The 14,375-nt window shown below is 38.7% G+C and carries 14 protein-coding genes; 11 read left to right on the top strand and 3 right to left on the bottom strand.

Features of this window, described 5'->3' with window-relative positions:
• Positions 1–202: 202 nt before the first annotated feature.
• Together rnjA and IGL15_RS10780 are read right to left on the bottom strand one after the other, a co-directional pair.
• Positions 203–1,882, bottom strand: coding sequence for a ribonuclease J1 (rnjA, locus tag IGL15_RS10785; RefSeq protein WP_002287948.1), 1,680 nt, complete (start codon positions 1,880–1,882; stop codon positions 203–205).
• Position 1,883: 1 nt separating this feature from the next.
• On the bottom strand, positions 1,884–2,096 hold the full coding sequence (locus IGL15_RS10780; RefSeq protein ID WP_002287947.1) for a DNA-directed RNA polymerase subunit epsilon: 213 nt from the start codon (positions 2,094–2,096) through the stop codon (positions 1,884–1,886).
• A gap of 392 nt (positions 2,097–2,488) precedes the next feature.
• Here IGL15_RS10780 and efrA point away from each other — a divergent pair, with 392 nt between their 5' ends.
• The 4 genes from efrA (at position 2,489) to IGL15_RS10760 (ending at position 6,905) form a co-directional block, all read left to right on the top strand.
• Entirely contained in the window at positions 2,489–4,219 is a 1,731-nt protein-coding gene (gene efrA, locus IGL15_RS10775; RefSeq protein WP_002299664.1) for a multidrug efflux ABC transporter subunit EfrA, read from the top strand.
• Positions 4,216–5,976, top strand: a complete 1,761-nt coding sequence (gene efrB, locus IGL15_RS10770) for a multidrug efflux ABC transporter subunit EfrB (RefSeq protein ID WP_002299665.1) — start codon at positions 4,216–4,218, stop codon at positions 5,974–5,976. The genes efrA and efrB overlap by 4 nt, the downstream gene beginning before the upstream one ends.
• A 94-nt stretch (positions 5,977–6,070) precedes the next feature.
• Positions 6,071–6,268, top strand: coding sequence for a hypothetical protein (locus tag IGL15_RS10765; RefSeq protein WP_002296291.1), 198 nt, complete (start codon positions 6,071–6,073; stop codon positions 6,266–6,268).
• A 151-nt stretch (positions 6,269–6,419) separates the two neighbouring features.
• Positions 6,420–6,905: a gamma carbonic anhydrase family protein gene (locus IGL15_RS10760; RefSeq protein ID WP_002319637.1), complete on the top strand. Its 486-nt coding sequence runs from the start codon at positions 6,420–6,422 to the stop codon at positions 6,903–6,905.
• Between the two features lie 103 nt (positions 6,906–7,008).
• Here the strand turns inward: IGL15_RS10760 and clpP are convergent, their stop codons facing one another.
• Positions 7,009–7,602: an ATP-dependent Clp endopeptidase proteolytic subunit ClpP gene (gene clpP, locus IGL15_RS10755; RefSeq protein WP_002289402.1), complete on the bottom strand. Its 594-nt coding sequence runs from the start codon at positions 7,600–7,602 to the stop codon at positions 7,009–7,011.
• A 179-nt stretch (positions 7,603–7,781) separates the two neighbouring features.
• Between clpP and IGL15_RS10750 the strand changes: the two genes are divergently transcribed.
• The 7 genes from IGL15_RS10750 (at position 7,782) to IGL15_RS10720 (ending at position 14,250) form a co-directional block, all read left to right on the top strand.
• On the top strand, positions 7,782–8,309 hold the full coding sequence (locus tag IGL15_RS10750; protein ID WP_002289403.1) for a hypothetical protein: 528 nt from the start codon (positions 7,782–7,784) through the stop codon (positions 8,307–8,309).
• A 90-nt stretch (positions 8,310–8,399) separates the two neighbouring features.
• Positions 8,400–9,137, top strand: coding sequence for a glycerophosphodiester phosphodiesterase (locus IGL15_RS10745; RefSeq protein WP_086324953.1), 738 nt, complete (start codon positions 8,400–8,402; stop codon positions 9,135–9,137).
• 3 nt (positions 9,138–9,140) lie between these two features.
• Positions 9,141–10,058 (top strand): tRNA (adenosine(37)-N6)-dimethylallyltransferase MiaA, encoded by a 918-nt coding sequence (miaA, locus tag IGL15_RS10740; protein WP_002324581.1) that lies wholly within the window; start codon positions 9,141–9,143, stop codon positions 10,056–10,058.
• A 1-nt stretch (position 10,059) separates the two neighbouring features.
• Positions 10,060–11,289 carry a GTPase HflX gene (gene hflX, locus IGL15_RS10735; protein WP_104765588.1) on the top strand — a complete coding sequence of 410 codons (1,230 nt, stop codon included), beginning with the start codon at positions 10,060–10,062 and terminating at the stop codon, positions 11,287–11,289.
• A 229-nt stretch (positions 11,290–11,518) separates the two neighbouring features.
• A complete protein-coding gene (locus IGL15_RS10730) occupies positions 11,519–11,911 on the top strand; it encodes a MerR family transcriptional regulator (protein WP_002299672.1) in 393 nt (130 codons plus the stop codon).
• 27 nt (positions 11,912–11,938) lie between these two features.
• Positions 11,939–13,279, top strand: coding sequence for a type I glutamate--ammonia ligase (gene glnA / locus IGL15_RS10725; protein WP_104765587.1), 1,341 nt, complete (start codon positions 11,939–11,941; stop codon positions 13,277–13,279).
• Positions 13,280–14,004: 725 nt separating this feature from the next.
• On the top strand, positions 14,005–14,250 hold the full coding sequence (locus IGL15_RS10720) for a hypothetical protein (RefSeq protein ID WP_002326505.1): 246 nt from the start codon (positions 14,005–14,007) through the stop codon (positions 14,248–14,250).
• The last annotated feature ends 125 nt before the right edge of the window (positions 14,251–14,375 follow it).

Genomic DNA, 14,375 nt, shown 5'->3' with positions numbered 1-14,375 from the left:
AAGCGAGTAACAAAAATACCTGCCACAAGAGACAATTTCTCTTGTGGCAGGTATTTTTTTGTATGAAAAAGTAAATAAATTTAAGAGGCTATGAAAGAGCCACCTTGTATCAAGGAATAAGAACAAACAAAAATGGCTTCTCATGTTTTTCATTTGTTTTCTCTCATATTAAGGACAAGGTGCTGATTTCATAATCTCTTATTTATTCTTCATCTGGTGTCATTACCATTGGCAAAATCATTGGATGTCTTTCTGTACGTTCGAATAAGAAAGGCTGAAGCGCGCCAGTCATCGCTTCTTTCAATTTATATTCTGAACAGTCAGGTCCATTCAAACATTCTCTTAAAGCGTGGAATAAGATTCGCTGAGCTTCATTGATCATTTCTCCTGATTCTCGCATGTAGACAAATCCACGAGAGAGAATATCTGGACCAGCCAAGATTTCTTTTTTCTTGATATCCACTGTCGCGACAGCTAATACAAGACCTTCTTCTGAAAGCAGGTGACGGTCACGTAAAACGACATTACCAATATCACCGATCCCGCTACCATCGATATACACATCTCCAGCCACAAAATGCCCAGCAGGACGCGCAGAATCGCTAGTTAACGCTAAAACATCGCCATTTTCCATGATGAAGCAGTTTTCTGCAGGAACACCTACATCTTGTGCTAGAGAAGCATGTACTTTCAACATGCGGAATTCTCCGTGGACAGGAATAAAATATTTTGGCTTCATCAAACGAAGCATTAATTTTTGTTCTTCTTGTCCACCGTGACCGGAAGTATGGATGTTATTGATTTTTCCGTGAATCACTTCTGCACCAGCTTCAGACAGCAAATTGATCAAATGATTGACACTTGTTGTATTACCAGGAATAGGTGAACTTGAAAAGATCACTGTATCGTCTGGCTGGATTTGGATTTGACGGTGAGTACCATTCGCGATGCGGCTCAACGCGGCCATCGCTTCTCCTTGAGAACCTGTACATAGGATCATCGTTTCATTGGCAGGCAAGCGATTGATTTCGTGTGCATCTACAAATGTGCCGTCTGGAACTTTGATATATCCTAAACGTTGACCGTTGACGATGGCATTTTCCATGCTTCGTCCGAAAACAGCGATTTTACGACCAGTTGCCACAGCGGCATCTGCTGCTTGCTGCAAACGGAAGATGTTAGAAGCAAAGCTGGCAAAAATGATACGTCCTTCGATTTTTGAAAAGATCTTCAAAATAGAATGCCCAATCGTTTTTTCTGATTTAGTAAATGTTGGAATCTCAGCATTTGTACTATCAGATAAAAGGCACAAGACTCCTTCTTCCCCGATACGAGCCATTTTATGCAAGTTTGCTGGTTCGCCAACAGGAGTGAAATCGAATTTGAAGTCTCCGGTCGCTACGATATTTCCAGAAGGTGTTTTCACCACGATCCCTAATGCATCTGGGATACTATGGGTCGTTCTGAAAAAGCTGACAGAAGTCTTTCTAAAACGGATGATCGTATCTTCATTGATCTCATGGAGCTCTGCATCTCGAAGCAAGCCATGCTCATCTAATTTGTTTGTGATCAACGCTAATGCGAGAGGACCAGCATAGATAGGAATATTTGCTTGTTTCAGCAAGTAGGGTATTCCGCCGATGTGGTCTTCGTGCCCGTGAGTAATCACCAAGGCTTTTACTTTGTGTAAGTTTTGTATGATGTAGCTGTAGTCGGGAATGACATAGTCAATTCCAAGTAAATCGTCTTCCGGGAATTTGATCCCGGCATCAATCAAAATGATTTCATCTTGGAATTGTACCCCATACGTATTTTTCCCGATTTCACCTAATCCACCAATAGCAAAGACGCCTGTCTCGTTATTTTTGATGGAAAGTTTCATATTAAAACTCCACTAATGAGAAATCAGCATTTTCTTTTTCGTACTCTAGATGACTTCCTTCTAGAAGTTGAACGAATTCAATATTGTATGGGGTATTTTCTTCCACACGTTGGCGAGCGTCTACATCGCTTTTTGCCTCAATGTAAAGAGATTTTGTTTCTTCCCGTTTAGGGTTGCGTACTTTTGTTTCTTGATAATAAACTTTATAGATCATTGTTTTGTCTCCTTTATCTGCGTAAAGCAGTGATTTAGCTAGTTGATTTTTTTAGACAACACAAAACGAGGGGACAAGCCACCTGGTTTTTCATATGCTTTGACTAGAATACTGGATTCGAGTCAAAGAGACAAGCCTCGTTTTTGCTTATCTGTTCGGATATTTTTTCAACCGTACCTTCTGTATAAAAAATATACAACAATTAATTGTTATTCTAGCATAAAACAGCAAATAAGTATAGAAATCAACTAGATTGAAAGAAAAAATCAATGTTTATCATCCCGCTATAATCATAATGACTTTTTTATGAGAGAAGTGTTCTATTAATAGGCTCGTTGTGCTATCATTTTTAGTAATGAAAATGTAACAAAAGATTAAAAGGAGATGAGAAAGTGAAACTAATGTGGCATTATACCATGCGTTATAAGAAATTCTTGTTTTTCAATTTCATATGCGTATTTGGTTTTATTTTGATTGAATTAGGACTTCCTACGATTTTAGCACGTATGATCGATGTAGGAATCCGCAATGATGATTTTGATTATGTGAAGCAACAAGGGATATTTATGATCGTTATTACTGTAATCGGTATTATTTTGAATATCTTGTTAGGTTATTTTGGTTCGAGGATTACGACTAATATCGTAGCAGATATTCGAGATGATTTGTTCGAAAAGATCCAAAGTTATTCGCATCAGGAATACGAAAATCTAGGCGTATCTTCATTGATCACTCGTACAACAAACGATGCTTATCAGATCATGTTGTTCCTGCAAAATATTTTACGTATCGGTTTTATGGCACCAATGATGTTCATTGTCAGTTTGTACATGGTCATGCGTACAAGTGTGACACTCAGTTTGTATGTAGTAGGTGCATTACCTTTACTATTATTGGCAGTCGTAGCGATTGCTAAGGTGTCTGAACCGTTATCTAAAAAGCAACAAAAAAACTTAGATAAAATCAACAGTATCTTGCGGGAAAATCTTTCAGGATTGCGTGTGATTCGTGCATTCGTCAATGAAAAGTTTGAAGAAAAACGTTTTGCTGTAGTCAATGAGAATTATGCTTCTAGTTCAAAAAGCTTATTCCGTTTGATGGCTGTTGCACAACCGGGTTTTTATTTCTTATTTAATATCGTAATGGTATTGATCATCTGGAGCGGGGCAGTGCAAATCGATGCAGGCGAGCTTCGTGTAGGAGATTTGATTGCGTTTATCGAGTATATATTCCATGCCTTGTTCTCATTCATGTTATTTGCCAGTGTGTTCATGATGTATCCAAGAGCAGCTGTTTCAGCTGGACGTATCCAAGAAGCCCTAGATGCCAAACCTTCGATTGTAGAAGATCCAAAGGGTATATCTGATACAAAAACTAAAGGGTATATCGAATTTCAAAATGTAACATTTGCTTATCCAGGCCATTCGCAAGAACCAGTGATTCGAAATGTCAGTTTTACAGCCTCTCCAGGAGAAACCGTTGCTTTTATTGGAAGTACCGGTAGCGGAAAATCTACGTTGATCCAATTGATTCCTCGCTTTTATGATGTGAGTGAAGGAAAGATCTTGATCGATGGAGTAGACGTGAGAGATTATCGGCTAAGCAAGTTGCGAGATAAGATTGGGTTTATTCCGCAAAAAGCGTTGCTATTTACTGGAACGATTGCAGATAATTTGCGATACGGGAAAGAAGATGCTACGCAAGAAGAAATGGAACGTGCAGCTGAGATTGCTCAAGCTTCAGAATTCATTTCTCGAAAACCAGATGGATTTAATGAACATTTATCAGAAGGTGGTTCCAATTTTTCAGGTGGGCAAAAACAACGATTGGCAATAGCCAGAGCCATCATACGCCGTCCGGAAATCTATATTTTTGATGACAGCTTTTCTGCATTAGATTATCAAACGGATGCGAAGTTACGTGCTCGTCTGAAAAAAGAAACGACAGAATCTACTGTATTGATCGTAGCACAACGTGTGGGAACGATCATGCATGCAGATAAGATCATCGTATTAAATGAAGGAGAAGTCGTCGGTATGGGGACGCATCGGGAGTTGTTGGAAAAATGCCCGATTTATTATGATATTGCCGCTTCTCAATTATCAAAGGAGGAATTAGCATGAAAAAAACCTTTTCTTCCTTAAAACGTTTAGCTCGATATATCAGACCGTATCGTGGGACTTTTCTTTTAGTGATCCTATTTACAGTTCTGACAGTGGCTTTCAACGTGGCTTTGCCATATGTTACAGGACTTCCTACTACAGAAATCAGCCGTAATATTGCCAATGGCGAATCAATCAATTTTTCTTATATATTCAAATGTCTCATTTGGATCACAGTTGTTGGAATAGGGTATTGTATTTCGCAATTACTTTCTGGTGTTTTGATGACAAATGTCGTTCAAAGTGCCATGCATGATTTGAGAAGAGACATAGAAGAAAAAATCAATCGTCTTCCGGTTTCATATTTCGATAAAAACCAGCAAGGAAATATTTTGTCTCGTGTGACGAATGATGTAGATGCAGTCAGCGGTGCTTTACAACAAGCTTTTATTGGTATCGTAAATGCGATATTGGGAATTACGTTGGCTGCAGCAATGATGTTTTATATCCAGCCGATGATGGCGCTGATCTCTATGATCATGATCCCAACATCGATCTGGATCTCAAAACGAGTGATCAATGCTTCGCAGAAATATTTTCAAAGCATGCAGAATTCTCTTGGTGAGCTAAACGGCTACGTCCAAGAAAATATGACAGGTTTTAGTGTATTGAAAGTATATGGACGCGAAAAAGAAACATTGGAAGGATTCAAAAAAGTTAATCACAGCTTGAAATACTTTGGGTTTCGTGCAGCATTCATTTCTGGCTTGATGATGCCTCTAGTTCAATTAACTGCCTATGCTACTTATATTGGTATGGCTGTTCTAGGAAGCTTTTATGTTATTACTGGGGCGATCGTTGTCGGTCAACTACAAGCATTCATCCAATATATTTGGCAAATCAGTCAGCCAATGGGGAACGTGACACAATTGTCTTCAGTTTTGCAAAGTGCATCAGCGGCAACGAAACGTGTATTCGAGATTTTAGATGAGCCAGAAGAAAAAGAAAACAAAGTAGATGCTTCACTGCCAGAAACGATTTTAGGAGATGTGACATTCGATCATGTCGATTTTGCATATGATCCGAAGAAACCATTAATCCAAGATTTGAATTTTGAAGTGAAAGCTGGTCAAACCGTAGCTGTGGTCGGTCCGACCGGTGCCGGCAAGACGACATTGATCAATCTATTGATGCGTTTTTATGACGTAGACAAAGGAGCAATAAGGATTGATGGAATCGACACCAAATCAATGAGTCGCAGTGATGTGCGTTCGCTATTTGGTATGGTCTTGCAAGATGCATGGCTTTATCAAGGAACGATTGCAGATAATATCCGCTTCGGAAAGCTTGATGCAACAGATTATGAAGTAGTTGATGCTGCGAAAACAGCAAACGTAGATCATTTTATCCGAACAATGCCAGATGGATATGATATGGCCATCAATTCTGAGGGAGACAATGTGTCTTTAGGACAAAAACAGTTGCTGACGATTGCCCGAGCAGTGGTCTCCGATCCTAAAATCTTGATTTTAGATGAAGCAACAAGTTCAGTAGACACCCGTTTAGAAGCGTTGATTCAAAAAGCAATGGATCGCGTGATGGAGGGACGGACAAGTTTCGTCATCGCTCACCGTTTATCGACAATCCGTGATGCAGATCTGATTCTAGTGATGGATCAAGGTCAGATCATTGAAAAAGGAACGCATGAGAGTTTATTGGCACAAGGTGGATTTTATGAAAAACTGTATAACAGCCAATTTGCTGAGGAAGCAGAATAAGTCATATAAGAATAAAACAGTTTAAAACTTATTTTTTGTTCTCTATTCTTGATAATGGTAAAGTAAAGTTATCAAGAAAAGTGAGGACACGGAGATGGAACAGTTTTTAAATGAAAAAATTACTGAAGCCAAAAGAGAAGTTGATCGTTTAACGCACGTCTGTCAGACGAAGCCTTTTGATTCAGCTGATTTTTTTGAAAATGAGTTTCAAATCGAACGCTTGGCAGCACAAATAGAAGTGTACGAATTAATTTTAAAAAAAGTAATAGAAGAAAATATAGATGTACAATAAAAACAGGTAAAACGTCAGTTACCAGATACTGTAAATAGACATCTGGCCTGAGCAGGTTTTACCTGTTTTTTTCTTATGAAATAAATATATGCTATGATATCTTTATTCAATAGGATTAGTTTCTACAAAAAATGAAAGGAGAAAAATAAATATGGAACGGTTTATAGCATCAAATGCCACAGTGATTGGTGACGTGACATTGTCAGAAGATGTGACGATCTGGTATCAAGCTGTTTTACGCGGGGACAGTAATTGGATAAAAGTAGGACAAAGAACGAATATCCAAGATGGTACAATCATCCATGTCGATCATGATGCACCTGTAGATATTGCGGAGAATGTGACGGTAGGACATCAGTGCATGCTACATGGCTGTACAATCGAAAAAGGGGCGCTGATCGGGATGGGGACCACGATATTGAATCATGCGGTTATTGGTGAGAATAGTTTGATTGGTGCTGGATCATTAGTAACAGAAGGAAAAGTTATTCCTCCTAATGTCTTGGCTTTTGGTCGCCCAGCTAAAGTGATCCGTCCTTTGACAAAAGAAGAAATACAAAAAAACAAAGAAAACATCCAGCATTATGTCGAGATAGGTCGGATGCATGCGCAAGGAAAATTCAAGGAGCAAAGATAGGCAGTAGCATCCATAAAATAAAAAAGGATGGTCAGTTTGAGTTGACCATCCTTTTTTATTTGGTTTAGATAAGAGAGCTTAAAAAAGCTTCCTTTGAAACAGATTAATTTAATGAAGAACTGTTTTCCATGACTTCATCGATCAATCCATATGCTTTTGCTTGTTCAGCTGTCATATAGTTGTCACGATCTGTATCTTTTTCAATCACTTCAAGCGGTTGTCCAGTGCGTTCAGCTAAAATTTTGTTTAAGCGTTCGCGTGTTTGCAAAATATGGCGTGCCGCAATTTCGATTTCAGTTGCTTGCCCTTGAGCGCCGCCAAGAGGTTGATGGATCATGATCTCAGCATTTGGTAAAGCAAATCGTTTACCTTTTGTACCAGCTGTCAGCAAGAAGCTTCCCATTGAAGCAGCCATACCCATAACAATTGTTTGGACATCTGCTTTGACAAAGTTCATTGTGTCGTAAATAGCCATACCTGCTGTAACTGAACCACCAGGAGAATTGATATAAAGATAGATATCTTTTTCAGAATCTTGAGCGTCTAAGAAAAGCAATTGGGCGATGATCGAATTAGCAAGATCATCTGTTACTTGGCCGCTTAACATGATGATACGGTCTTTCAATAAACGTGAGTAGATATCGTAAGCTCTTTCACCTCGTGAAGATTGTTCAATGACTGTAGGAATTAAATTCATAATAGAGTTCCTCCTTGATTTCGTTTAGAAATAGTGTACCATAATTTAGTTTCTAATACCTAAAATGTAGTATACATTTTTGGTCAAAAAAGGTCAAATAAAAAACTTAGGCAAATTAGTCGCATAAACCCGCTTTATGGTATGATAAGCAGAGAAACAAAACAAGGAGGAACAACAGATTGATAGTTGGTATTACTGGTCTTATCGGAGTGCTGACAGGTGCTGTAGTTGTCTATATCGGCATGATACTGCAAATGCGTCACTTGGAAAATAAAGAACAGCGTAGACGTGAATTGGAATTGAAAGTCAAAGAAATCGAGACGCTGAATCAATTAAATAAAAAGATCAACGAGATCTTGCAGAAACGGACAACGCTGATGGAAGAATATGTCAGCTTTGATGCATTTGATGATTGTTATATCACGATTGACGATTTTGCGTATCTCCAATCATTTTCAGCGCAAAATAGTTTTTATTTGCCAAATTATATTTTAGACGAGCTATTTAAGAATATCTCCCATCGAAAAGTGATTTTATCTCCAGATGAAACAATGAAGATTGGTGGATATGCTTATAAAGGCGGACGCGTGATTTTAGAGAATTTTACGGATAGTCTGACTGAAATGATCAATGAAAAAAAAGCTCAGTTGAAGACTATGACGCGCCAGCCGATTGGTTTCTTCTCGAAAGATGATGTTTGGAGCTGATATTTTGAAGCATTGCCGTTGCACATGAGAGCGTGGTAATGCTTTCTTTTTTTCTTAATGATACAATAGAACTGAACGGAGTGAAGAAAGATGTTACAAATCTATGCCCATCGCGGAAGCAGCGGCACCCACCCAGAAAATACGCTTCCTGCATTTGCAGAAGCTGTACGAGTAGGTGCAGATGGTATCGAACTAGATGTCCATCTAAGCAAAGATGGTTATTTGATCGTTATGCACGATGAAGAAGTGGACCGGACGACTAACGGTAAAGGGCTGATTCGAGAAAAAACATTGGAAGAACTCAAAAAATTGAATGCAGGAGGAAAATTCAGCAAAGAATTTCCAGCAGCTAAAGTTCCTGAATTGAGAGAAGTGTTAGGACTGCTTCTCCAAAAAAATTACCGAGGGATGCTAATGATTGAAATTAAAACTGATCAGTATGAATATCCCGGTATCGAAGAAAAATTAGCCGAAACATTAAAAAGTAGAGATTGGCCTTTTCAACATGCATATTGCAGCTTTCATTTGGATTCTTTGGAAAAAATCGCGTTACTGGAACCGGAGATACAGCTGGACTTATTGATGAGTACTTCTGATAAAAAGGTCCAACTAGCAGCAGAAACCCCTTATATAGAAGGAGTACATCCAAAAAATACTTGGTTGTTCGAACATCCAGGCCAGGCAGCTGATTTTCCAAAAGCAATTCGTGCATGGACGATCAACGATGAAGAAGAAATGGCCAAATGTCAAGAACTCAAAATAGATGGAATAATAACTGATTTTCCGGAGAAAGCTCTTCGGTGGAAACAATCAACGAAAAGTAGGTAAAATATGGAAAAAGTATTAGTGATCGTCGGTCCGACAGCAGTCGGTAAAACAGCGCTAAGTGTGGAACTCGCACAACTATTTGGAGGAGAGATCATCAGTGGTGATTCACTGCAAATCTATAAAAATCTGGATATCGGTACAGCAAAAATCAAAGAAGAAGAGATGAATGATGTTCCGCATCATTTGATTGATGTGATTGAACCTACTCAACGTTACTCAGCCGCTGATTTTCAGCATTCAGGTCGACAATTGATTACTGAAATTGCGAACCGAGGGCACCTACCTATCATAGCTGGTGGTACGGGTCTGTATATCCAATCCCTTCTATATGATTATCAGTTAGGAGCGACAGAAGAAGCGAATCCTGAGATTAGAAAAAAATACGAAACGTTAGCTGAAACAATTGGTTCCCAAGCATTATGGAATCAGTTGAAAGAAAAAGACCCGGCAGCTGCTGAGAAAATCCACTGGAACAATCAACGAAAGGTGATAAGAGCTCTGGAAGTTTTAGAGACGACAGGACATAGTATCACGGCACCTAAAGAAGAGCCAAAGCAATTGTATGATTACCTCATGATTGGATTAGATACGAAGCGTAGTATTCTTTATGAACGAATCAATCAAAGAGTCGATTTGATGCTAGCAGAAGGTTTAGTAGCAGAAGCGCGTAAGGTGTATGAGCTTGGAGAAGTCCAGGCCAGTCAAGGTATTGGATATAAAGAATTTTTCCCTTATTTTGAAGGGAAAGAAACATTGGAAGAAGCAACAGAACAAGTCAAACTACATTCGAGAAGATACGCGAAACGTCAGTTGACGTGGTTTCGTAACCGTTTGGATGCACAGTGGTTTGATCTTATAAGTGAGCCAAATCAAAAGAGTCAGATTGAGCAAACAATCAAAAAATGGCTGGAGGCGGAATAAAATGGAAGAAAAAGTGATCATCGTAGGGGTAGAAACCGAAGTAAACCAGCGTTACTTTTCAGAGTCAATGGAAGAGCTAGTTCAGCTGACGAATACCGCATCAGGAGAAGTCGTATTCACAATTACACAAAAGAGACCACAAGTGGATCGGCAAACGATTATCGGTAAAGGGAAATTACAAGAATTAGTTCAACAAGCGGATGCGCATGAAGCGGATTTGATCATCTTTAATCATGAGCTAACTCCGAGACAGAGCCAACTGATTACCGATGCTGTTGGTCTTCCGGTGATTGATCGCGTGCAGCTGATCTTAGATATTTTTGCGATGCGTGCTCGTTCGAAAGAAGGGAAGCTGCAGGTTGAACTTGCTCAGTTAGAATACCTGCTGCCTCGTTTAGTAGGGCAAGGGAAAACATTATCTCGTCTTGGCGGTGGGATCGGAACAAGAGGGCCAGGTGAAACAAAGTTAGAAACAGACCGCCGACATATACGGAATAAAATTTTTGCTGTTAAGAAAGAATTGAAAGAAGTAGAAGCTCATCGAGAGCGCAATCGCCAAAAAAGAAAAAATAGCGAGATTTTTCAGATTGGACTTATTGGCTACACGAATGCCGGGAAGTCAACTATCTTGAATCTATTGACACAAGCGGATACTTATTCGAAAGATCAATTGTTTGCAACGTTAGATCCATTGACTAAGAGATGGCGTTTTGCTGAAGGATTTGAGATTACTGTAACGGATACCGTCGGGTTCATCCAAGACCTGCCTACGCAACTGATCGATGCTTTCCATTCTACATTAGAAGAAAGTCAAAATATGGATCTTTTGCTACATGTAGTCGATGCTAGTTCTTCAGATCGTATTTTACAGGAGCAGACTGTCCTAAAATTGATGGATGAACTGAATATGAAAGAAATGCCGATACTGACTGTTTACAATAAGGCAGACCAGATCGACCCAGCGATGTTCACGCCTACGCTATTCCCAAATGTATTGATTTCTACTCAGACGAAAGAAGGTAAGATGGCGTTGATCGAAGCAATCAAACGTCAGCTGATGGAACTAATGACCCCTTATACACTTTCTGTGCCAAGCAACGAAGGACAGAAATTAAGCGAGTTGAGAAGACAAACAATGGTTTTGGACGAAGCGTACATGGAAGAAACAAACGAATATGAAGTTAAAGGGTTTGCAAAAACCAATTCAAAATGGTTAAGAAAAAACCAATAAAATTTTGTTTTTTTAACAATAAAAACACTAATAAAGGATAGTACAGTATAATAAAAAAATAAAAGGTATCTGGTACGAAAATCAACTAGATACCTTTTTTGTTTTCTTATTTTTTGTTATTTTATAAAAAAATAGAGATCTCATGTTAGAAAACCTAACATATGCAGTTGACAATATTTTTTTTAATTGGTACACTTTAGCCAACTTATAAAACGAAAGGGGACGTCTGATGGGAGAAAAGGAATTGCGCCGATCTATGTCCGTATTTCCAATTGGTACAGTTATGAAGCTGACTGATTTGTCTGCTCGGCAAATTCGCTATTATGAAGAACAAGATTTAGTTCATCCGGAACGAAGCGAAGGAAACCGACGTATGTATTCGCTGAATGATATTGATATGTTGCTTGAGATTAAAGACTATCTTTCAGATGGATTGAATATGGCTGGGATCAAACGTGTATACGAAATGGCACAGGCGAAAAAACAAGAAGCAAAAAACAAGAAGCCGTTGACAGATCATGACGTTCGACAAATTTTTCGTGATGAGATTTTGGCGCAAGGTGGGTTAAGCAAAACAGGTCATTATCAGTCGCAAGGATTGCAAAGACAATTCTTTGACTGAATAAATTAAAAAAGGAAGAGGGATACCATGGTAAAGAAACAGATAACAGGTGAAGAAATCAAACGAATCATTGAGGAAGAAAACGTACGATTTTTACGATTGATGTTCACAGACATCTTAGGTACGATCAAAAATGTAGAAGTTCCAGTGAGCCAGATCGACAAAGTATTAGAAAATAAAATGATGTTTGACGGTTCTTCGATTGAAGGATTTGTACGAATTGAAGAAAGCGATATGTATTTGTATCCAGATCTCTCCACTTGGATGATCTTCCCGTGGGAAAGTGCTCATGGAAAAGTTGCTCGTTTAATTTGTGATATCTATAATCCGGATGGGACACCATTTGCCGGCGATCCTCGCGGGAATTTGAAACGAGCATTGAAAGATATGCGCGACCTTGGTTTTACCTCTTTCAATTTAGGACCTGAACCAGAATTCTTCTTATTTAAATTAGACGAAGACGGTGGGATCACAACGACCTTGAATGATAAAGGTGGTTATTTTGATTTTGCACCAACAGATTTAGGTGAAAATTGCCGCCGTGACATCGTGTTGGAATTAGAAAGTCTAGGCTTTGAAGTGGAAGCTTCACATCATGAAGTAGCGCCAGGACAGCATGAAATTGACTTTAAATATGCAGATGTGGTAGATGCTTGTGATAATATCCAAACCTTCAAGCTCGTTGTCAAAACGATTGCACGCAAGCATGGACTTCACGCGACTTTCATGCCGAAACCGTTATTTGGGATCAATGGTTCTGGTATGCATTGCAATATGTCTTTGTTCAATGATGAAGGAAATGTTTTCTATGATAAAGGCGGTGAATTGGAACTAAGTGAAACAGCTTATCATTTCTTAGGTGGTTTGCTGAAACATGCTCGTGCCTACACAGCCGTTTGCAATCCAACAGTCAATTCTTATAAACGTCTCGTTCCAGGTTATGAAGCGCCTGTTTATGTCGCATGGAGTGGCCGTAATCGTTCGCCATTAGTACGTGTACCAGAATCTCGCGGTTTATCCACACGTTTGGAATTGCGGTCAGTTGATCCATCTGCAAACCCATACTTGGCAATGGCAGTATTGTTGCAAGCAGGACTAGACGGTATCCGTAATCAGATCACACCGCCAGCAGCTGTTGACCGTAACATTTATGTAATGGATGAGGAAGAAAGAGAAGCTGCACATATCCAGGACTTACCTTCAACTATCCATAATGCTATCAAAGAATTGCGTAAGGATAATGTAATGATTGACGCATTAGGACAACATATCTTCTCAAATTTTGTTGAAGCAAAACGTCTCGAATGGGCGGCATTCAGACAAACTGTTTCCGAGTGGGAAAGAGAACAATATCTAGAACTTTATTAAAACAGGAATACCGTGAATTAGAGGTTGTGAAATCAGCGTTTTGACCTGAGTATTAGAGAAACTAACGGAAAAATAGTTCCTCATATTTTGCCGTTTTTTGAGCTAATACCGAGGGTCAGCTGATTGAACACCGTTTAGTGGAGAGGTTGTGAAAAAGCTGCCCTGCAACAAGTAATAAGAATAGCCAAGCAAAAACAGCTTTTCTTGTTTTTGAATTGGCTGAACTTATTACCGCAGATGCAAGCTTTTGAACACCGTTTACCAAGAGGTTTTGAAAAAGACGTTTAGTTTCGAGTATTAAGAAAAATTTTGTGAAAATGGCTTTCTACATTTTTGCATAAATTTGGCTTAATACCGAGAAACTGGCTTTTGAACACCGTTTATCAAGAGGTCGTAAGCCTGCCGTTTAACTCTGAGTCACAAGGAGCAATTTCAAAAACAGCTTCTCATGTTTGATGGATATTGTGACTTGTGACCGAGGAGTTGGCAGGAGAACACCGTTTATTTAGAAATAAGGAGGCACGACTTTTGTCGCATCTCCTTATTTTTTACTTATGTGATTCGTTACCTTCAATGAATCCCTACAAGGCACTTTTGTTGAAAAAAAGGTCATCTTTGAAAAAATTAGTGGAACTGTTTTGTTTTTGATATTATTTAATAGAAAAGATATGCCAAAAATCCGAGAACTGTGGACTACGTTTTTTACGTAAAGGAGGTAAATAAGGGTGAAAGAAAAAGATTGTTTCTACGATAAGCTATATAAACTGTTGCTGCAAGTAGGAAAAAGTAGTTCTTTGTTAGGTGGGATATTATCTATCATAATGTTTGTTTTATTTTTTTATCTATTGTTTCACTTAAAATTTTTCAGTAACGATTTTCTGATTTGCTTAGGTTTAACGTTAGCTATGTTTATATCAAGCTTATTATGTGGGTTAAATTTTTTTTGCACTCATAAAGGACTTAAGAAATAATTTCTCAAAGGATATCGAAAAAGAAAAAATTGTAAGCGGATAGTATTCATTTGAGTACTTGACTTTCCCTTAGTCAGCTTGTATTATACACCTTGGGCACCCTTTTAGAGGGTCAGAAGTTTACA

Origin of the sequence: Enterococcus sp. DIV0436a (assembly GCF_051711605.1) — a bacterium.
Lineage (GTDB): Bacteria > Bacillota > Bacilli > Lactobacillales > Enterococcaceae > Enterococcus_B > Enterococcus_B faecium.
The sequence above is the reverse complement of the archived record's forward strand: the minus strand, read 5'-3'. Positions and strand labels throughout refer to the sequence as shown.